General features: G+C 69.1%; 17 protein-coding genes. 12 read left to right on the top strand and 5 right to left on the bottom strand.

Translation table 11 applies throughout. From position 1 onward, the window contains the following. Positions 1 to 149: 149 nt before the first annotated feature. Positions 150 to 1,526, top strand: coding sequence for an aspartate aminotransferase family protein (locus ADL05_RS08665; RefSeq protein WP_082376203.1), 1,377 nt, complete (start codon positions 150 to 152; stop codon positions 1,524 to 1,526). 185 nt (positions 1,527 to 1,711) lie between these two features. On the opposite strand, the gene ADL05_RS08660 is transcribed toward ADL05_RS08665, so the two are convergent. Genes ADL05_RS08660 through ADL05_RS08650 form a run of 3 tightly spaced genes read right to left on the bottom strand, consistent with a single transcriptional unit; the run spans position 1,712 to position 2,888 of the window. Beyond that, on the bottom strand, positions 1,712 to 2,089 hold the full coding sequence (locus ADL05_RS08660; RefSeq protein WP_156365771.1) for a hypothetical protein: 378 nt from the start codon (positions 2,087 to 2,089) through the stop codon (positions 1,712 to 1,714). Then, positions 2,086 to 2,364: a hypothetical protein gene (locus tag ADL05_RS08655; RefSeq protein WP_053616360.1), complete on the bottom strand. Its 279-nt coding sequence runs from the start codon at positions 2,362 to 2,364 to the stop codon at positions 2,086 to 2,088. Before ADL05_RS08655 ends, ADL05_RS08660 begins: the two co-directional genes overlap by 4 nt. Then, positions 2,364 to 2,888 carry a hypothetical protein gene (locus ADL05_RS08650; protein ID WP_053616359.1) on the bottom strand — a complete coding sequence of 175 codons (525 nt, stop codon included), beginning with the start codon at positions 2,886 to 2,888 and terminating at the stop codon, positions 2,364 to 2,366. The genes ADL05_RS08655 and ADL05_RS08650 overlap by 1 nt, the downstream gene beginning before the upstream one ends. Before the next feature lie 230 nt (positions 2,889 to 3,118). Between ADL05_RS08650 and ADL05_RS08645 the strand changes: the two genes are divergently transcribed. From ADL05_RS08645 to ADL05_RS08625, 4 genes are all read left to right on the top strand, one after another. Then, positions 3,119 to 3,928 (top strand): helix-turn-helix domain-containing protein, encoded by an 810-nt coding sequence (locus ADL05_RS08645; protein WP_369800910.1) that lies wholly within the window; start codon positions 3,119 to 3,121, stop codon positions 3,926 to 3,928. A gap of 11 nt (positions 3,929 to 3,939) precedes the next feature. Further along, positions 3,940 to 4,137 carry a DUF397 domain-containing protein gene (locus ADL05_RS08640; RefSeq protein WP_053616357.1) on the top strand — a complete coding sequence of 66 codons (198 nt, stop codon included), beginning with the start codon at positions 3,940 to 3,942 and terminating at the stop codon, positions 4,135 to 4,137. A gap of 1,059 nt (positions 4,138 to 5,196) precedes the next feature. Then, positions 5,197 to 5,526 (top strand): hypothetical protein, encoded by a 330-nt coding sequence (locus ADL05_RS08630; protein WP_156365770.1) that lies wholly within the window; start codon positions 5,197 to 5,199, stop codon positions 5,524 to 5,526. Further along, entirely contained in the window at positions 5,523 to 6,806 is a 1,284-nt protein-coding gene (locus tag ADL05_RS08625; RefSeq protein WP_053616354.1) for a zeta toxin family protein, read from the top strand. Before ADL05_RS08630 ends, ADL05_RS08625 begins: the two co-directional genes overlap by 4 nt. Positions 6,807 to 7,222: 416 nt before the next feature. On the opposite strand, the gene ADL05_RS08620 is transcribed toward ADL05_RS08625, so the two are convergent. Continuing rightward, positions 7,223 to 7,702 (bottom strand): flavodoxin family protein, encoded by a 480-nt coding sequence (locus ADL05_RS08620; RefSeq protein WP_053616353.1) that lies wholly within the window; start codon positions 7,700 to 7,702, stop codon positions 7,223 to 7,225. 175 nt (positions 7,703 to 7,877) lie between these two features. On the opposite strand from ADL05_RS08620, the gene ADL05_RS31040 reads away from it, so the two are divergent. The 6 genes from ADL05_RS31040 (at position 7,878) to ADL05_RS08590 (ending at position 14,743) form a co-directional block, all read left to right on the top strand. Beyond that, positions 7,878 to 8,849, top strand: coding sequence for a DUF4352 domain-containing protein (locus ADL05_RS31040; RefSeq protein ID WP_231640666.1), 972 nt, complete (start codon positions 7,878 to 7,880; stop codon positions 8,847 to 8,849). Between the two features lie 23 nt (positions 8,850 to 8,872). Further along, a complete protein-coding gene (locus ADL05_RS08610) occupies positions 8,873 to 9,517 on the top strand; it encodes a DUF4352 domain-containing protein (protein WP_053616352.1) in 645 nt (214 codons plus the stop codon). A 313-nt stretch (positions 9,518 to 9,830) separates the two neighbouring features. After that, positions 9,831 to 10,673 carry a nitrilase-related carbon-nitrogen hydrolase gene (locus tag ADL05_RS08605; RefSeq protein ID WP_053616351.1) on the top strand — a complete coding sequence of 281 codons (843 nt, stop codon included), beginning with the start codon at positions 9,831 to 9,833 and terminating at the stop codon, positions 10,671 to 10,673. Positions 10,674 to 10,684: 11 nt separating this feature from the next. Beyond that, complete coding sequence (hydA, locus tag ADL05_RS08600; protein ID WP_053616350.1) at positions 10,685 to 12,091, top strand: dihydropyrimidinase; 1,407 nt, start codon at positions 10,685 to 10,687, stop codon at positions 12,089 to 12,091. A 14-nt stretch (positions 12,092 to 12,105) separates the two neighbouring features. After that, on the top strand, positions 12,106 to 13,116 hold the full coding sequence (locus tag ADL05_RS08595) for a TIGR03842 family LLM class F420-dependent oxidoreductase (RefSeq protein WP_053616349.1): 1,011 nt from the start codon (positions 12,106 to 12,108) through the stop codon (positions 13,114 to 13,116). A 100-nt stretch (positions 13,117 to 13,216) separates the two neighbouring features. Next, positions 13,217 to 14,743, top strand: a complete 1,527-nt coding sequence (locus tag ADL05_RS08590) for an NCS1 family nucleobase:cation symporter-1 (protein ID WP_053616348.1) — start codon at positions 13,217 to 13,219, stop codon at positions 14,741 to 14,743. Positions 14,744 to 14,827: 84 nt separating this feature from the next. Here the strand turns inward: ADL05_RS08590 and ADL05_RS08585 are convergent, their stop codons facing one another. Next, entirely contained in the window at positions 14,828 to 15,841 is a 1,014-nt protein-coding gene (locus ADL05_RS08585) for a CDP-alcohol phosphatidyltransferase family protein (protein WP_053616347.1), read from the bottom strand. Between the two features lie 556 nt (positions 15,842 to 16,397). Here ADL05_RS08585 and ADL05_RS08580 point away from each other — a divergent pair. After that, a complete protein-coding gene (locus ADL05_RS08580) occupies positions 16,398 to 18,560 on the top strand; it encodes an acyltransferase family protein (RefSeq protein ID WP_053616346.1) in 2,163 nt (720 codons plus the stop codon). The last annotated feature ends 370 nt before the right edge of the window (positions 18,561 to 18,930 follow it).

Genomic DNA, 18,930 nt, shown 5'->3' with positions numbered 1-18,930 from the left:
GGGATTCCGTTGTAAAGATTGGGTTTCCCGACGGATACTTGACACTGGCGCCAAAGATGCGACTATTTCTGTTGAGAGGACCCCGTTCGGGTCCCCCGGGTCGACCCGACCGAGGTCCCCGCCCCACTCAGCGATCTTGGGAGCACCAAGTGGCAGCGCACCTGAGCCCGGCAGAAATCCAGCGGGCCGCCAAGGACCATCTGTGGATGCACTTCACGGAGATGGCCGGATACGACGACGCCGACGTCCCCGTCATCACCCGTGGTGAGGGCGTCCACGTCTACGACTCCGAGGGCAAGAAGTACCTGGACGGCCTCGCCGGCCTGTTCGTCTCGCAGGTCGGGCACGGCCGCGAGGAGATCGCGGACGCGATCGCGGAGCAGGCCAAGGAGCTGGCCTACTTCCCGATCTGGACCTACGCCCACCCCAAGGCGGCGGAGCTGGCCGCGCGGCTGGCGGACCTGGCGCCCGGCGACCTCAACCGCGTCTTCTTCACCACCAGCGGTTCCGAGGCCGTCGAGTCGGCCTGGAAGCTCGCGCGCCAGTACTTCAAGGCGATCGGCGAGCCCACCCGGCACAAGGTGATCAGCCGGAAGATCGCCTACCACGGCAGCAGCCTCGGCGCGCTCTCGATCACCGGCCTCCAGGCGATCAAGACCCCGTTCGAGCCGCTGGTGCCGAGCACCATCCAGGTGCCGAACACCGACTTCTACCGCGCGCCCGTGCACGGCGACGACCACGAGGCGTTCGGCCGCTGGGCGGCGGACCAGATCGAGGACGCGATCCTGCAGAACGACCCGGACACCGTCGCCGCGGTGTTCGTGGAGCCGGTGCAGAACTCCGGCGGCTGCTTCCCGCCGCCGCCCGGGTACCTCCAGCGCGTGCGGGAGATCTGCGACCGCTACGGCGTGCTCATGGTCTCGGACGAGGTCATCTGCGCCTTCGGTCGCCTCGGTGAGTACTTCGGCGCCACCAAGTACGGCTACCTGCCGGACATGATCACCTTCGCCAAGGGCGCCACCAGCGGTTACGTGCCGCTGGGCGGCGTGATCGCCCGCGAGCGGGTCATGGAGCCGTTCAAGGAGCCCGGCAGCGCGTTCCTGCACGGCATCACCTTCGCCGGCCACCCGGTCGCGGCCGCCGCGGCGCTGGCCAACCTCGACCTGTTCGAGAGCGAGGGCATCCTCGACAACGTCCGCGAGAACGGGCCGGTCTTCCGGGCGACCCTGGAGAAGCTGCTGGACCTGCCGATCGTCGGCGACGTCCGCGGTGACGGGTTCTTCTACGGCATCGAGCTGGTGAAGGACAAGGAGACCAAGGAGGTCTTCACCGCGGAGGAGTCCACGAGCCTGCTCAAGGGCTTCCTGTCGCAGGCGCTGTTCGACGCCGGGCTGGTCTGCCGCGCCGACGACCGCGGCGAGCCCGTCGTGCAGCTCTCGCCGCCGCTGACCTGCGGGCCGGAGCACTTCGACGAGATCGAGCGCATCCTGCGCAAGGTCCTCACCGAGGCCTGGGACCGGCTCTAGAGCCCCCTGGGGCCCCTGGCCCCGTCCCTCGTCCCCACGCGGCGCCTGGTGCCCCCGTCCCCTCGACGGGGGCACCGTCGTGTCAGGGGGCCGGTGTCGGGCTCGGAGCCGGAGCGGGCTCAGGGGGGGGACTCCAACAGGTCAGCGGCCTCGGCCAGGGCGGCGGCCGGGTCACGTGCACGCGATCAGGGGGCGGCGGCGCGACCGGATCCGGGGGCGGGCACGCGGTCAGGGGTCGCCTCCACCAGGTCGGCGGCCTCGGCCAGGGCCGTGGACAGCTCGGCGTGCCCGCACCGCTCGGCGAGGTCGGAGAGCAGCCGGGCCATCGACGGTTCCAGCGAGGTGCGGGTGTAGCCGCCCCGACGGCCCCACACGGTCACCTCCACCAGCCCCAGGCCCCGTTTCCCGGCCCAGCTGTCCGATCTCGTGAGCCACACGCTGACGCCCTCCTCGCCCCGGTCGCGCACCAGGCGCAGGTGACGCATACGTTCGGTGTCGATGCCGTGGTCGGCCTCGCACCAGCGCGGACATGGGTCCTCGGGCATCTCGTTCGCACTGCTCATGGCCTGCACCCCTTGCGGTTGAGGTGGTTGCCCCACTCGCCGAGGTCGCCGTGTGAGAGGCGCTCCAGCGGGGACTCCCACGCCCACGCCACCCGGCTCGGGCCCTCCCGCTTGCCCCGCGCCACCCTGGTCACCACACCGCGTCGGGCGCCGTAGACGGGTTCGTCGCGCAGCGACCGGCCGAGGTACTCGATGGCCACGTGCCTCTCGGCCGCCCACACCTCCAACGCGGCCAGCGAGGGCAGTTCGCGGATGTCGCAGATCGTCCGCTTCATCAGGCCACCGCCTCCAGCCCCGGGCCGCGCGGGGACATGCCGCCGTCCGGAGCCGAGACAGCGACCACCGACATCCACGAGCGCACCGCCAAGGCGAGCGGGGCCAGGTCCCCGCCCGGGTGGGAGACGTAGGCCCGTACCCGCGAAGCCCGACGCCTGCGCGGCTTCGCGGGTTCGGACGCGCACTTGGCGTGCTTGGGCCGGTGGAGCTTGGGCCGCTCCACCCAGTCGCACGAGCAGGCCCGGAAGGCGGCCACGCGCAGTCCGGGGCGCCCCTCCCGGTGCCGGTAGTGCTCGCACAGCTCGATCACGGGGGCCAACGGCCGCCGCTCCCAGCCGCCGTCGTCGTCGGTCGCAGGCCGGTCGGTGCTCTTCGGGAAGGACACCACGACCGATTCCGGGGGTTCGGGCGCCGGGGATCGAGTGGCGAGGGGGTCGGAGGGTTCGGGAGCCCGGGTCAGGTGGAAGGACCGCGCGGCCGTGGCGCGCACGGCCTCCAGGTCCACAGAACGCAGGTAGCGCACAGGGCGCCTCCTCAACGTAGATGCCGCTGGGGGCGGGCGGTTCGGATGACTACTCGTCCATGATGAACTTAGGAATCTAAAGTTTGCAAGTGAATGAACGGAATCCGATCCCAGGATTCCGAAAGATGACCTATTGAGAAGTTCGCCATACGATCAGGACGACCACCCCCGGGAGAGGCACGATGACCAGGAGATTCAGCCCAAGCGTGCGACGCCGCCGACTGTCTGCCGTGCTCCGGCAGCTCAGGCACCAGCGAGGGAAGACGCTCGAAGAAGTCACCGACAGTCTTGAATGGTCGCGCGGCCGTCTCGCTCACATGGAGGGGAACAAGTGGGTCCGGCCCGACCTGGGCAACATCCGCCAGCTGCTCGACTTCTACGAGGTCACCGACTCAGAACGATGCGAGGCGATCCTCGACCTGGCCCGGGAGTCCCGCGTTCGGGGATGGTGGACCAAGTTCAAGGACGTATTCGGATCGGATTCGCTGGTCGGGTTCGAGTCTGAGGCTTCGGTCATCTCGACCTACCAACCGATCGTCATCCCGGGCCTGCTCCAGACTCCCGGCTACGCCGAAGCCTCTGCGCGTGCCACCCTCACTCGTCCGGCCAAGGAAGTTGAGCGTCGAGTCGAAGCCCGGATGGCAAGGCAGGAAATACTGACCGGTGACCAGCCACCGACGGTCTGGGCCGTCATCGACGAGTCCGCGCTCCTGCGGCTTCCCTCCACCAACGGTGTAGCCGATGGGCAGCTCCGCCACCTCATCGATCTGGCGGAAGACCCCGACAACGGGATCACCATCCAGGTGCTGCCGTTCTCCGCAGGCCTGCACCCCGGGATCTCCGGTCCCTTCGTCATCCTCGACTTCCCTGACGATCTGGACGCACCGCTCGTCTATCTGGAGTCGAGAACGGAGGGCCTGTTCCTCGAAGAGGAGCCGGAGATCGCAGGGTACCGCCTGGTCTTCGACCACCTTCAGGTCACCGCGAAGTCCCAGGCCGAGTCCATCCAGCTCATGAAGAAGCTGCACGCCGACCTCTAGGAAGTTCGATCATGAATTCGTTCGCCGACACACCGACCTTCCGCAAGAGCACCTACAGCAGCACCGACCGCGACTGCGTCGAGATCGCCGACCTGCCCACTGGCGCGGCCGTCCGGGACACGCAGCACAGAGACCTCGGGTACCTCACCTTCGCCGACTCCAGCGAGTGGCGAGCGTTCCTCGCCGTTGCCCGGCGGGACAGCCTGTAACAACCCGGCACGAAGGCCCCGGAGAAATGAACTGCTCCCTGGAAGTTGGACCGGAAATCCGGGGCCTCATGAGCACCTTGAAGGACCGGGGAGCCGAATACGGGTGAGGGGCACGACGGGATCGGGGCCCGCGCCGGTCGGATCCGAGCCAAGGAGTCCTGTTGGAGAACCCATCCGCCCACCCGCGAGTCCTCGTTCAGCGATCCCTGCCGACACCGCCGTCCACACGGCACCCCGGAACGCGCCGGACAGGCTTTCGACCGGTACGAGATCAATGATCGCTATCTGCACTTCGAGTTCGAACCGAACGACAGGATCGGCTTACTCTCCGCCTTGCTCGAACCGGTCTGACCCGGATGATCCACGGTCTTCTCAGCGATACTCGCAAGGCTGTCCCCGATCCCCGACGGCGGCGCTCCGCCGCGTGGATCCCGCCGCGAGGAAGGCCAACGCCAGAGCCCCCGTCCGCTCGGCGGCGCCATAACCGTCGACCAGAACAGAACGCCTTCCAGATCCGGCCCACGCTGGAGGGCGAGATCCTGATCTGGGAGGCCAAGGGGCGTTCGGACCAGTGGGTGGCACCGGGCGGCGACCGCGAGGTCAGCGTGGCCCCTGGCAATCGCGCCCTCAACAAGCTCCAGCGGGGTGTGCGCTGTCTGGGCGAGCGCGGGTTCGCGCTGCTCACGCAGCAGTGACGGCTGCTGCGGCACATCACCGCCAGCCCCGGCAAGATCGGGGATATCGCCAGAGCCGCCCTCGTGCTCACGCATTTCGAGCATGGGCGCCTGGAATGAATCTCACTTGGATCACCTCCTTGCGAGGCGGAATCGGGCGAGGAGCCGGCGTCAGCGTTCCAGAACTTCACCTTCGAGGGGGAGGCCGTGGAGTCTTCGTCGTAGACCGGCATCGTCGGCATCTTCCAGCCACGCGGTTGACAGCTGCCCGCCCTGGAGGGATTCCGCCCGGACCGGGACCGGCCGAGCTTCGACCTGCTTCGCTGGAGCTTGGACGGGGCAGGCGGTACCATCACGTAATTCGACGAATGAGGAGACGAGTTCCGTGAACAGCGAGAACAAGGGCGAGCGGCGTGAGTCGGATCCCCGAAAAGAACGCCCTTTCCCACCCGAGGGCATGGAACTGATGGAGTACCTGAACCTGAGAGAGAAGGCCGAATCGTATATCAGGGATGTGATGTACCTCTACTCGGACCTGGCCTTCGACGAGGAGGATGCCGAGCAGAAAGAAAAATTCGAGAACGAAAGCGATAGGCACACGGCCCTGTTGAAGTCCATGAAGTGGATGGATGTGGAGGTGGCAAAGCCGATCGTCGCTGAATACCCGGATCTCATTCGACGGCTTCGCGAAAAGAATAGGTGGAGTGACACGTGAGTTACTCCAGCGATTCTCGGGAGACCGCCGCGATTGAGCGGCGCAAGAATCGGCGCATTAAGGAGCTTGTTCCCGAGGATGTTCCTGTTCGCTCGGACGGTGAGAAACCGCAGTTCATCATCATCGCGGGTCAACAGGCCGCAGGTAAGACGACGACCCAGAAAAACGTGATCAGTGCTCTAGGGGAGGAGCCGGTCGCGACCTACGACGGGGATGACAACGCCAAGATCCATCCACGGCACGACGAGATTATGCGGACCAACGGCCTTCAGGGCCAGTCCGCTGTTGGGCAGAGGCTGCCCCCTGGTCTCCACGAGGAGCTGATCGGCCACCTTCGCGGTGACATGGGTGGCCCCAAGTACGACGTGGTCGCCAGCCACCCCTTCGGGCGCAAGGAGCATGCCGACTACTGGCTCGACGGATTCCGCAATCGGGGGTATGAGACGACCGCGGTGTTCGTCGCGACCCACGAGTCGAACAGCATGCTCGGTATCGCCCACCGCTACCAGCAGGACCGTGATGACCCTACAAAGGAGTACGGGCGGTGGGTTGACCCTCGACTTCACGATTCGGCCTACGCGAACAACCCCCACGTCGCCCACTACCTGGAATCCACAGGCAAGGTCGACCACATCTACGTGGCCAACCGCGACGGCGAGGTTCTCTACGAGAACCATCGCAACCCGGACGGGTCCATGCAGAACGACCTCGGGGCTCGCGAGGCGATCACCGACGAACGCAACAGGGCCCCTACTCCCCAGGAGATCGCGCGCTTCGACTCCACGGTCGCATACATGCGCAGCACGGATCCCGCGGTGCGCACCGAACCGGTCGATGACACCGTCAAGATGACCGTCGACTACGCGGAGCAGGATCACCAGGACCTGCGGCGTAAGGGGGTGGCCCCCAGTGCATCAGGGCCGAACAGGTCGATCGGTGCGGCACTTCAGGAGCAGTTGCAGGATTCGACTGTGGCAGCGGAACCCGCCAAGACCGGTGAGGTGTCCGGGGTCGCACGTCTCGCCCAGAGCGGACAGACCCCGTCCGGGGCCTCCAAGGTCGCGCGTCTGGCTCAGAGCGGACAGGCCCCATCCGCCACCGGAACCTCCAGGGTCGCACGTCTCGCCCAGAGCGGACAGGCCTCATCCGGCCTGTCCAGGGCCGCGCGGCTTGCTCAAAGCGGAATCCTCCCAGCCGGTGCGGGCTCCCAGAACACCGGGAGTACACGGGAACCGGTCAGTGACACACCAGACGGCGGCGACCACGACATCGAGCGCTGAGCAGGACTCGGCCGGCTAGTGTCCTTGGTTTGCGTTGCGGTGTCACCACATGAGTCGTGTTCTGCCCCAGATCCACGGCCCAGTGGTGACACCGCCCCTGATCCGGGTTCCTCTGAACCCATGGGCGACACACGACTGCCACTGAACCTGACCGAAGACGAGCACCGCACACCATCACCGACGCCCAGGTCAGGGTCTCGCCCTCCAGCGTGGGCCGGGTCTGGAAGGCGTTCGGTCTGCAAGCCTGGCGCATTCAGGACTACGAGCACTCCCCCAACCCGCTGATCAGCGACAAGATCCGCGACGTGGTGGGCTTGTACCTCCCCTCGCCCGCGGGCGCAGCTGTGTTCCCCGTCGACGAGAACTCCCGGATTCAGGCGCTACGCGGGACCGCGCCGGCTGCCCGGCGTCGGGCGTCACGCCGAGGGCGAGCGCTCCTGCCCGTGCTCCAGGGCCGCCAGCGCGGTGACCGCGCCCAGTTCCCAGCAGGCCTCGCGCTCGGCGTTGCCCGGCCGCCCGGTCACCGCCACCGGCGGGCGGTGGCGCCGCCAGCCCATCCCCTTGGTGATCGACTCCACGGCGCGCACGGCGCCCGAGGTGTCGTTGTCGCCGTGAACATAGAGCGAATAAGGCATTCCGTTCGTATCACCCATGGCGGGATAATAGACAGAGTCGAAGAAGTGCTTCAGGGCGCCGGACATGTACCCGATGTTGGCGGGCGTCCCCAGGAGGACCGCGTCGGCCGCGAGCAGATCGCCCACGGTCGCGGCCAGGGCCGCCTTGGCCTGCACCTCCACCCCTTCGATATCGTCGGTCGCGGCACCGTCCATCACCGCCGTCAGCATTTCCTGGGTGGCGGGCGAGACAGTGTGGTGAACGATGAGCAGTCGTGCCATACCCCCACACTAGGCAGTACGCTCCCGGAACCCCCGCGGCCCCGACGGCGTCAGAACCACCAGAGACCAACAGCCGCTGTTCGCGGGCGCCTCGGCCGGACCCGTCCCCGAGCGCCTCCCCCAGCCCACGGGGGCAGGTACCCGCCCAGCTCGCAGCAGAAAGCCAAGGACCACCATGAGCCAGCCTCCCCACGGCCCCTACGGGGGACCTCCGCCCGGACAGCCCCCGCAGGGTCCGCCCACCGGCGGCCAGCCCCCGATGGGCCCTCCCGGCGGTATGCCGCCCGGAGGCGACCCCTACGGCCAGGGTCCCGGCGGCCCCGGTGACCCCTACGGCCAGGGCCCGGGCGGCCCCGGCGGCCCCGGTGACCCCTACGGCCAGGGGTACGGCGGTCCCAGCGGGCCGCACGATCCCTACGGCCACGGCTCCGGCGGGATGCCGCCCGGCGGCATGCCCCCCGGCGGTATGCCCCCCGGCGGCGACCCCTACGGCGCCCCGTACCCGGGCGGACCGCAGCCGGCCCAGCCCAAGAAGACGTCTCCGTGGCTGTTCGTGGGCCTCGGCTGCGGTGGCCTGTTCATCATCGGCATCGTCCTGGTCGTCATCATCGTCTTCGTCGCCAACGGCAACGACGAGCCGACCGGCGACGGCAGCGGTTCGGACTCCGGCACCTCCAGCGGACCCGACCTGGACACCGACACGGACACCGACTCCGACACCGACACGGACACCGGGGGCGAGACCCTCGACGGTCCCAGCGGTGGCACGATCGGCGACTCCGTCGAGCACGAGGGCATCATCTTCACCCCCCTGGAGATCGAGGGCCCCTACTCCGAGCTCGACATCGAGGGGCAGACCTTCACCCCCGGCGGCGAGTACGTCGTCCTGTGGCTGGAGGTCGAGGCCGCGGGCTCTTCGGCGTCGTTCTGGCGCGACGAGCAGCACCTGTACACCAGCAGCGGTTCGGCGATCGAGGAGGACTACGACGCCACCGGAGCGATGGACAGCATGCTGCTGACGCTGACTCCGGGCAGCCCCGTGGAGACCGCCATCGTCTTCGACGTCCCCGACGCCGACGACCTGGCCTCCATCGGCCTGAGCGCCGAGACCTACGGCGGCAACGAGGTCGAGGTCGACCTGAACTGACCCGTCCCCCGACGGGAGCAGCAGTGACGGAGGGCCGCCGGGACACCCGGTGGCCCTCCACGTTCGAGAAGGACGAGATGCACGATCCCGGGCCCATCCCCCAGTACCCCCTTTTCTCCCCGGCGCCCCGGAAGAAGTCCCCCTGGCTCTGGATCGGCCTGGGGTGCGGCGGCCTGAGCGTACTCACGGTCCTGGCGCTGGTCGTCGCCCTCGCCCTTGTGGTGACCGACGACGACCGAGGCGGCACGTTCGCCGTGGGCGACCGCTTCGAGGTCAGGAACGTCCACTACACGATCCGCGGTGTCCACCCCGGCATCCCCATGCTCGGCGACGCCATCGACAACGCCCGCCCCGTCGAACACGACGCCTTCGTGGTCGTCGTCCTCCGGGTCACCAACGAGAGCTTCCTCGCACTCGACCTGGACATGTCCGATTTCGCCCTCTACAGCGGCGGGACGGCGTACACGCCCTCGGCCGAGGCCGGCACGGCCGCTCTGTTCGACTCCGACTTCGGCTTCCGGAACGACGCGGCGTACGGCACCGTCAACACGCGTGAGGTCCGGGACCTCCCGCTCGTCTTCGACGCACCGGGCACCGACATCACCCACATGACGGTCACTCCCGAGGCCAATCCCCGCCTCATGGTGACCGTCGACCTCTACTCGTGACACCGGGTGGGCGGCCCGTCCGTGCCCGTGCGGGCGCGGACGGGCCGGAATCGCCCCGGCGACCTGTGCGGACCCATGAAATTCAGCACGGACAAAGGCCCCAAACCTGTCTTTTCCTCTGAATTTCTCCTGCCCCACAAGGGACATTGCGTCACTTTCGGCACGATCACGAAAATGGGTAACCCGCTCGTAGCACGGACGCGGGAACACTGGTCATTGACCCGCCATTCGTCCCTTCCCTAGTGTTCCGGCACGCGCACCACCTACTCGCACGACCAGTGCGAACAGGCGCTCACCGAGGAGCGAGGGAACCATGCCGCACACCGTCCGTGCCGCGCTCGTCCAGACCGAGTGGACCGGCGACACCGAATCCATGATCGCGGCGCACGAGAAATACGCCCGAGACGCCGCCGCGCAGGGCGCGAAGGTCATCGGATTCCAGGAGGTCTTCAACGCGCCCTACTTCTGCCAGGTGCAGGAGGCCGAACACTACCGCTGGGCCGAGTCGGTCCCCGACGGCCCCACCATCACCCGCTTCAGCGCCCTGGCGCGCGAACTGGGCATGGTGATGGTCCTGCCGGTCTTCGAGATCGAGAAGCCGGGCTTCTACTACAACACCGCCGCCGTCATCGACGCCGACGGCACCTATCTCGGCAAGTACCGCAAACACCACATCCCCCAGGTCAAGGGCTTCTGGGAGAAGTTCTACTTCCGCCCCGGCAACCTCGGCTGGCCGGTCTTCGACACCGCCGTCGGCCGGGTCGGCGTCTACATCTGCTACGACCGCCACTTCCCCGAGGGCTGGCGGGCGCTGGGCCTGGCCGGGGCCCAGCTCGTCTACAACCCCTCCGCCACCCACCGCGGCCTGTCCCGCTACCTCTGGCAGCTCGAACAGCCCGCGTCGGCGGTCGCCAACGCCTACTACGTCGCCGCCATCAACCGGGTGGGCGTGGAGGAGTACGGCGACAACGACTTCTACGGCACCAGCTACTTCGTCGACCCGCGCGGGCAGTTCGTCGGCGAGGTCGCCTCGGACACCGCCGCCGAACTCGTCGTCCGCGACCTCGACTTCGACCTGATCGACGAGGTCCGGCAGCAGTGGGCGTTCTACCGCGACCGCCGCCCGGACGCCTACGGGCCGCTGGTCGAGGGATAGGGGGCAGGCACATGGCACGAACCGTCATCAGCGGCGGCCTGGTCGTCACCGCGGCGGAGGAGGTCGAGGCCGACGTCCTGATCGAGGACGACAAGGTCGCGGCCCTCGCCCTGCGCGGCAGCGACACCGCGCGCACCTGGGCCGACAGCGGCGCCGACGTCATCGACGCCGCCGGGCACTACGTGATCCCCGGCGGCGTGGACGCGCACACGCACATGGAGATGCCCTTCGGCGGCACCTACTCCGCCGACACCTTCGAGACCGGCACCCGGGCCGCCGCGTGGGGCGGCACCACGACCATCATCGACTTCGCCATCCAGAGCCGCGGCGAGGCGGTGCGGGCGGGCGTGGACGCGTGGATGGCCAAGGCCGAGGGCAACTGCGCCGTCGACTACTCCTTCCACGCCATCCTCAGCGACGTCAACGAGTCCTCGCTCAAGGAGATGGACGTCCTGGTGGACGAGGGCATCACCTCGTTCAAGATGTTCATGGCCTACCCGGGCGTGTTCTACAGCGACGACGGCCAGATCCTGCGGGCCATGCAGCGGGGCGCCGCCAACGGCGCGCTGACGATGATGCACGCGGAGAACGGCATCGCCATCGACGTGCTCGTCGAACAGGCCCTGGCCGAGGGCCGGACCGACCCCCGCTACCACGGCGAGGTCCGCAAGGCCCTGCTGGAGTCCGAGGCCACCCACCGCGCCATCCAGCTGGCGCGGGTGGCCGGAGCGCCGCTCTACGTCGTGCACGTGTCGGCGAACGAGGCCGTGGAGGAGCTGTCGCGAGCCCGGGCCAAGGGGCTCAACGTCTTCGGCGAGACCTGTCCGCAGTACCTGTTCCTGTCCACCGACAACCTGGCCGAGCCGGACTTCGAGGGCGCCAAGTACGTGTGCTCCACGCCGCTGCGCCCCAAGGAGCACCAGGAACACCTCTGGCGGGCGCTGCGCACCAACGACCTGTCCGTGGTCTCCACCGACCACTGCCCGTTCTGCTTCAGCGGCCAGAAGGAGATGGGGCGGGGCGACTTCTCCAAGATCCCCAACGGCATGCCGGGCGTGGAGAACCGGATGGACCTGCTGCACCAGGCCGTGGTGGACGGGCACATCAGCCGCCGTCGGTGGATCGAGATCGCCTGCGCCACCCCGGCGCGCATGTTCGGCCTCTACCCGCGCAAGGGCACCGTCTCGCCGGGCGCCGACGCCGACCTGGTCGTCTACGACCCGGCGGCCGAGCAGGTGGTCTCGGCCGAGACCCACCACATGAACGTGGACTACTCCGCCTATGAGGGCAAGCGCCTCACCGGCCGCGCGCGCACGGTGCTCTCGCGCGGCCGTGTCGTCGTGGACGACGGCGCCTACCTGGGCGAGGCCGGCCACGGCCGGTTCGTGCCCAGGTCCACCTGCCAGTACCTGGTCTGAGGAGGAAGCACAGCGTGGAAATCGGACTCGTCCTACAGACCGACCCGCCCGCCGACCTGCTGGTGGAGCGGATGGAGCGCGCCGACCGGCTGGGGTTCACCCACGGGTGGACCTTCGACTCGGTCGTGCTCTGGCAGGAGCCCTTCGTCATCTACAGCCGCGTCCTGGAGCGCACCCGCGACCTGGTCGTCGGCCCGATGGTGACCAACCCGAGCACGCGCACGTGGGAGGTCACGGCCTCCCTGTTCGCCACGCTCAACGACATGTACGGCAACCGCACGGTGTGCGGCATCGGCCGCGGCGACTCGGCGATGCGCGTGGCGGGCCGCAAGCCCGCCACCCTGGACCGGCTCGGCAGGGCGATGCGCGCCATCAAGGACCTCGCGGAGGGCCGGGAGGCCGACGTCGACGGCGCCGCGATGCGCATCCCCTGGGTGAGGGAGGGCGCCCTGCCGGTGTGGATGGGCGCCTACGGGCCCAAGGCGCTGTCCCTGGTGGGCCGCCAGGCCGACGGGTTCATCCTGCAACTGGCCGACCCGTACCTGACCGAGTGGATGGTCAAGGCGGTGCGCGCGGCGGCGGCCGAGGCGGGCCGCGACCCCGACGAGGTGAAGGTGTGCGTGGCGGCGCCCGCCTACGTCACCGACGGCTCGCCGGAGGCGCTGGCGCACGCCCGCGACCAGTGCCGGTGGTTCGGCGGGATGGTGGGCAACCACGTGGCGGACCTGGTGTCGCGCTACGGGGAGCACTCCGGCGCCGTCCCGGAGGAGCTGACGGACTACATCCGCGCCCGCGAGGGGTACGACTACAGCCACCACGGCCGGGCGGACAATCCGGACACCGCCTTCGTCCCCGACCCCATCGTGGACCGGTTCTGCCTGCTGGGCACGATCGACGAGCACAAGGAGAAGCTGGAGCGGCTGCGCGAGGCCGGAGTCGACCAGTTCGCCGTGTACGCCATGCACGACGACGTCGACGGGGTCATCGACGCCTACGGCAGTGAGATCATCCCGGGCCTGACCTGAAACACCGAGTCAACAACGGGCGCGCACACTGTCCTGGCCGGGTCCGGGCAGGTGCGCGCCCGGCCGATCCCCCGTCAGCTCCACCGAAACCAGGTGTCACGTGACCCACGCCCCTCCCTCCCCCGAATCCGCCGCGGCCGTCACGCACGCCGACGGGCGGGTCTCCCTGCCCGAGGGCACCGCCCTGCCGCCGGGCCCCTACGTCAACGCCGACCTGCACCCGGTCCCGATCTCCCAGCGCACCTGGGGCACGGGCAGCTTCACCGCCCTGTGGATCAGCATGTCGGTCAACATCCCGGCCTGGACACTGGCCGGCGGCCTGGTCGCGGTGGGCATGGACTGGCGCCAGGCGGTCCTGACCATCGCACTGGGCAACCTCATCGTGCTGGTGCCGATGGTGCTGACCGGCCACGCCGGGGCGCGGTACGGCATCCCCTACCCGATCTTCGCGCGGGCGTCCTTCGGGCTGCGGGGCGCGAACCTGCCCGCGCTGCTGCGCGGCGCGGTCGCGTGCGGCTGGTACGGCATCCAGACGTGGATCGGCGGCCAGGGCGTCTTCATCCTCCTGGGGCGCGTGTTCGGCGACGGCTGGAGCGAGGCGGCGGCGGTCGGCGGGCAGCCGTGGACGATGTGGCTGTCGTTCGGCCTGTTCTGGCTGGCCCAGTTGGCGATCATCCTCTGGGGCATGGAGGGCGTCCGCAAGGTGCAGGTGTGGGCCGCCCCGCTCATGCTGGCGGGCGGCGTCGCCCTGCTGGCGTGGATGGTCGTGCAGGCGGGCGGCTTCGCGCCGCTGTTCGCGGTCAACTCCGACCTGGGCTGGGGCCCGGAGTTCTGGGCGCTGTTCTTCCCGTCCCTGATGGCGATGATCGGGTTCTGGGCGACCCTGAGCCTGAACATCAGCGACTTCACCCGTTTCGCGTCCACGCAGCGCGCGCAGGTGCTGGGCCAGACGTTCGGCCTGCCGACCACGATGGCGGCGTTCGCCCTGCTGGCGGTCATGGTGAGCGCGGGCACGCAGGCGGTGTACGGCGAGACGCTGTGGGACCCGGTGGAGATCGTCGCGCAGATGGACAACGGGATCGCGCTGCTCTTCGCCACCTTCGTGGTGCTGCTGGCGACGGTGTCCACGAACATCGCCGCCAACCTGGTGGGCCCGGCCTACGACCTGGCCAACCTCAAGCCCCGGCTGATCAGCTTCCGGACGGGCGCGATCATCACGAGCCTGGTGAGCGTCGCGATCTTCCCGTGGCGGCTGATCTCGGACCCGAACATCTACATCTTCACGTGGCTGGGCACCGTGGGCGGCATCCTGGGGACCGTGGGCGGCATCCTCATCGCCGACTACTGGCTGCTGCGCCGCACCCGCATGGACCTGAACGCGCTCTACACGCGCGACTCGGCGTACTGGTACACGGGCGGCTGGAACTGGCGGGCCCTGGCCGCCTTCGCGGTGGGCGCGGTCCTGGCGGTGGGCGGCTCGCACTCCGACCCGGGCGCGGGGCCCTTCCCGGAGGCGGGCCTCATCCCGTTCCTGTCGCCGCTCGCCGACTACGGCTGGGCCGTGGGCTTCCTGTCCGCCCTGGTCGTCTACTGGGCGCTCAGTCTGCTCGCCCCCTCGAAGAGGTAGCCGACCCGCACAGGGGAACGGGCCCCGGGCGATCCATCGCCCGGGGCCCGTCGACGGCTTCGCGGCACGGCCGCCTCCGGCCCGCTAGGCCGCGCGGTGCTCTTCGGTGACCTGGGACAGGACGGTGTTGATGTCGTTCTTCACCCGCGTGAACTCGCGCGTGGACAGCCAGAGCTTGTAGATGATCAGGAACTCGAAGGCGAACATCAGGGCGGACGATCCGATGATGGTCGCGAGCATGCCGACGGTGGAGAACGCGCCGACCAGGGGGGCGACGATGAACACGCCCATCTGGAACTCGATGCCGCTGAACAGGTGCGGACGGATGCGGTTCGCACGCAGGACGTCGCGGAACCGCTCGTACCACGGGAACCGCTGGTGGAAACCGGCCTGCAGCGCGGTGCTCTGGATCTGGCGCGCCCTGACGCCCGGGGTGGGTTCGGCCGCTCCGGCCTCCTCCTGGGCGTTCTCCTGGGTCCTCCGGGGCTCGTCCTGTTCCTCGTCCTGAGCCGCGGTGTCCTCGTCGAACCGGGTGGCCAGGAGACGGACCCGGCCGCTCTCCGGGGCGTCGCTCTCCTCCGCCTCCCTGATGGCTCGGACCATGTGCCGACGCATCGCGGTCCGTACCTTGGCCATCTGGGGCGAGTTGAGGTAGCGGAACATGTCCGTGAAGACGATGCCCAGCGCGAACCAGAGGAAGACGGGGTTCTCCGTCTGGGCGAACTGGCCGCCCATGAGGGCGACGGCGCAGATCAGGACCCGCACGCGGTCGAAGACGTAGTCGAGCCAGCTCCCGATGACCGACCCGTTGCCCTTGAGTCTGGCGATCTTGCCGTCCATACAGTCCAGGACGAAGCTGAGGTGGAAGAGCGTCGCACCGGCCAGCAGCCAGTACCAGTCGGCGAGGAGGAAGCACGCCGCGGCGGCCAGGCCCAGTACCAGAGCGGCCACGGTCAGCTGGTTCGGGGTGATGGCGGTCCGGTTCGCCGTGACCTTCACGAGGCGTGAAGCCAAGGGGTCGACCAGCCACACCGTCCACCAGGAGTCACGCGGCTTGTACGTCTGTTCTTGGACATCGCGAAGGGTGAAAGCAGGCATGCCGAAAGCTCCAGGAACAATGGACGAAAAATGGCGCGCCGCCCAGAGGTGAGGGCGGTGCACGGAATCCTCAGAGCACTGGCCAGGACCGTTGGCGCCTGGGAGCGGGGGGCCGCTTCAGATGTCCGTCGATAGATGGACGCCTTCCGAATACCGAAGGTTCACATACATCTCCCTCGAATGACACGAGGCGACGACGAAACGGCATTCATGGTGACTCGGACGGACGCAAATGTGAAATCCATATAAAGTCCGAGGTCACCGATTCGGCTCCGGGCGCTGTCGTGCGCGGTGTGACTGATGCCTTCGGGCACGATGTGAACCCCGCGCGATCTGTGACCCGTGACACTGCGTTTCCACCCACCCGGATACGCGTTAACACAGATTCCATCTCGACTCGACAACAGGAGCGCCAAACACACAGGTCACAGGCGTAAGCCGCCGATACTGGACAAGCAGGGGCACTCTCTCGGGCGCCGACCATCCCCCGGCCCCCTTCCCGTCGCCGCACTCCGGCCCCCCTGCGCCTCACCGCCGCCGAGCCCAAGGCTGATCTGTGTCCGTTCCCGTCCTGAACCATGCCTCCGAGGAGGTGCGCGGCGCGTCCGCGTCGCCACGCACCGCGCACCGCACCGACATCGAGGGGCTGCGCGCCGTCGCCGCCCTGCTGATCGCCGTCTACCACATCTGGTTCGGCACGGTCTCCGGCGGCGTCGACGTCTTCCTGGTGCTGACCGGGTTCCTCATCACGGGCTCGCTGGTGCGCGCCATGGAGCGCGACGGCCGCCTCGCCTTCGGCGCGTTCTGGAGCAAGCTCGCCCGGCGGCTCTTCCCCTCCGGGGCGGTCGTGCTCGCGGCGGTCCTGGTCGGCACCTACCTGCTGCTGCCGCGCTCGCGGTGGACCGACGTCATCGCCGACGTCCAGGCCTCCGCTCTGTACTACGGCAACTGGCACCTGTCGCTGGGCTCGGTCGACTACATGGCGGAGAACGCCTCCGCCGGGCCGGTGCAGCACTTCTGGTCACTGGGCGTCCAGGGGCAGTTCTACCTGCTGTGGCCGGTCCTGATCACCCTCGCCGGGCTGGTCGCGCTCCGCTGCGGGCTGCGGGTGCGCACCGCGGCCCTGGCCGCCGTGGGCGCGGTCCTGGCGGCCTCGTTCGGGTACTCGCTGTGGATCACCGCCACCGACCCCGTGTGGGCCTACTTCGACACCGGTGCCCGCCTGTGGGAACTCGCGCTGGGCGGCGTCCTGGCACTGGTCATCGCCCGCGTCCGGCTGCCGCGCGCGCTGCGGATGGCGCTGGGGTGGACCGGCCTCTCCGCGCTGGTGATGTGCGGACTCGTGATCGGCGACTCCCTGCCCTACCCGGGGGTCGCGTCGCTGTGGCCCGCGCTGGCCGCCGCGGCCGTCCTCCTCGCCGGGGCCGGCGGTGACGCGCCCGCCCGCCTCTCGGCGACCCGGCTGCTGGGGGCCCGGCCGCTGGTCTGGCTCGGCGGGCGGGCCTACACGCTGTTCCTGTGGCACTGGCCGATCCTGGTCTTCTACCTGGAGGTGACCGGCCTGGAGCGCCCGACCCTGGCCGGCGGCCTGTTCGTGCTGGGCTCCGCGTTCGCGGCGGCGCTGCTCACCACGTGGTCGGTGGACGGAAGCCTCACGCGCCTCACCCGTACGCTGCGGGCCCCCTCCTGGTCGCTCGCGGCCGGGGTCCTGTTCGTGGTCCCGGTGCTGCTCGCCGGACTGGTGTGGGGCCAGGCGATCGAGCACGACCGCCGGCTGCGCCATGAGCTGAGCTCGGACCCGATGTCGTACCCGGGCGCGGCCGTCACCCTCAACCCCGTGCTCGCGGAGAACCTGCCCGCCCTGCCGGTCTACCCCGACACCGCGACGGTGGCCACGGACACCGTGGACCAGACCCGCGACTGCAACGCCCTCACCGACGCGACCGAGGTCGTCTCGTGCGAGTTCGGCGACCCGGAGGCCGGGTTCACGCTGGTCCTGGCGGGCAGTTCGCACGCCCGGCACTGGTTCCAGGGCCTGCGGGCGGTGACCGAGCAGCACGGTTGGCGGCTGGTCATGATGACCAAGAACGCCTGCCAGTTCAGCACCGACGAGCAGGTCTACCGGGGCGAGCCCTACACCGAGTGCACGGACTGGAACGCCGACGTCATGGAGCGGATCGCCGAGATCGGCCCGGACGCGGTGTTCACGACCGCGACCCGCACGACGACCGGCGGTGAGGCGGACGACCCGCCGGGCACTCCACCGGAGCGGACGCCGGACGGCTACGTCGAGCGCTGGCGGGAGCTGGAGGAGCTCGGAGTGGCGGTCCTGGCGGTGCGGGACACCCCGCGGTTCGGCTTCGACGTGGCCGAGTGCGTGGACCACGAGGGCGCGCACGGATGCGTCGAGGAGCAGTCCTTCTCCATGGCCGAGCGTCCTCCCTACGAGGAACTGGCCGACGTCCCGGCCAACACCCGCTTCCTGGACCTGACCGAGCACCTGTGCGGGGACGGCGTGTGCCGGGGGGTCATCGGCAACCAGCTGGCCTACTACGACTCCAACCACTTCTCGCACGCGTTCTCGCGTTCGCTCGCGGTCGTCCTGGAGCCTTACCTGCTGGAGTCGCTCCCCGAGGCCCCGGTGGCCGAGACGAGCCTGGCGGAGGCCGCAGGCCCCCTGCTGGGCGCGGCCGAGGCCACCGAGCCGAACGCCTCCTGAGCCGGGCGGCCACGTCTTCCACAGGGGCCGCGGTGCTGGACACGCCCCCGGGACACGCACGTAAGGTGATCGAACGAGTACCCTGCGCTGATCGGTGCGGGAAAGCGCCAGGCCCGGCGTCGATTTCGCTGTGATCGGAACCGATCACCGCCCGTGTCGCGTTCACCATCCCGAGGCCCGTCGATCCGCCCGGACCAGTCCACGACCCTGGTCCGGGCGGACGGCGACCAGAGGTGCGCCCCCGAGGAACGAGGGAGCGCACCGCAGGGGCCGAAGGTTCCCGTTCTCCAGGCGCCCGCGTCCGAGCCCGCGAGGACGCCGGAAAGCACGACGAGGGCGCCGACGGGGTTCTGGAGGGCCTGAAGGTGCA

The sequence above is a fragment of the Nocardiopsis sp. NRRL B-16309 genome (genome assembly GCF_001279585.1).
In the GTDB taxonomy this organism is placed as follows: Bacteria; Actinomycetota; Actinomycetes; order Streptosporangiales; family Streptosporangiaceae; genus Nocardiopsis.
This window is presented reverse-complemented; position numbering and strand designations above follow the sequence as displayed.

Excerpts from the sequence above, each read along its gene's own strand:
- ADL05_RS31040 (WP_231640666.1), top strand. The coding sequence starts at position 7,878 with ATGAGCCAGCCTCCCCACGGCCCCTACGGGGGACCTCCGCCCGGACAG.
- hydA (WP_053616350.1), top strand. The coding sequence starts at position 10,685 with ATGGCACGAACCGTCATCAGCGGCGGCCTGGTCGTCACCGCGGCGGAG.
- ADL05_RS08660 (WP_156365771.1), bottom strand. The coding sequence starts at position 2,089 with ATGAGCAGTGCGAACGAGATGCCCGAGGACCCATGTCCGCGCTGGTGC.
- ADL05_RS08605 (WP_053616351.1), top strand. The coding sequence starts at position 9,831 with ATGCCGCACACCGTCCGTGCCGCGCTCGTCCAGACCGAGTGGACCGGC.
- ADL05_RS08585 (WP_053616347.1), bottom strand. The coding sequence starts at position 15,841 with ATGCCTGCTTTCACCCTTCGCGATGTCCAAGAACAGACGTACAAGCCG.
- ADL05_RS08640 (WP_053616357.1), top strand. The coding sequence starts at position 3,940 with ATGAATTCGTTCGCCGACACACCGACCTTCCGCAAGAGCACCTACAGC.
- ADL05_RS08620 (WP_053616353.1), bottom strand. The coding sequence starts at position 7,702 with ATGGCACGACTGCTCATCGTTCACCACACTGTCTCGCCCGCCACCCAG.
- ADL05_RS08655 (WP_053616360.1), bottom strand. The coding sequence starts at position 2,364 with ATGAAGCGGACGATCTGCGACATCCGCGAACTGCCCTCGCTGGCCGCG.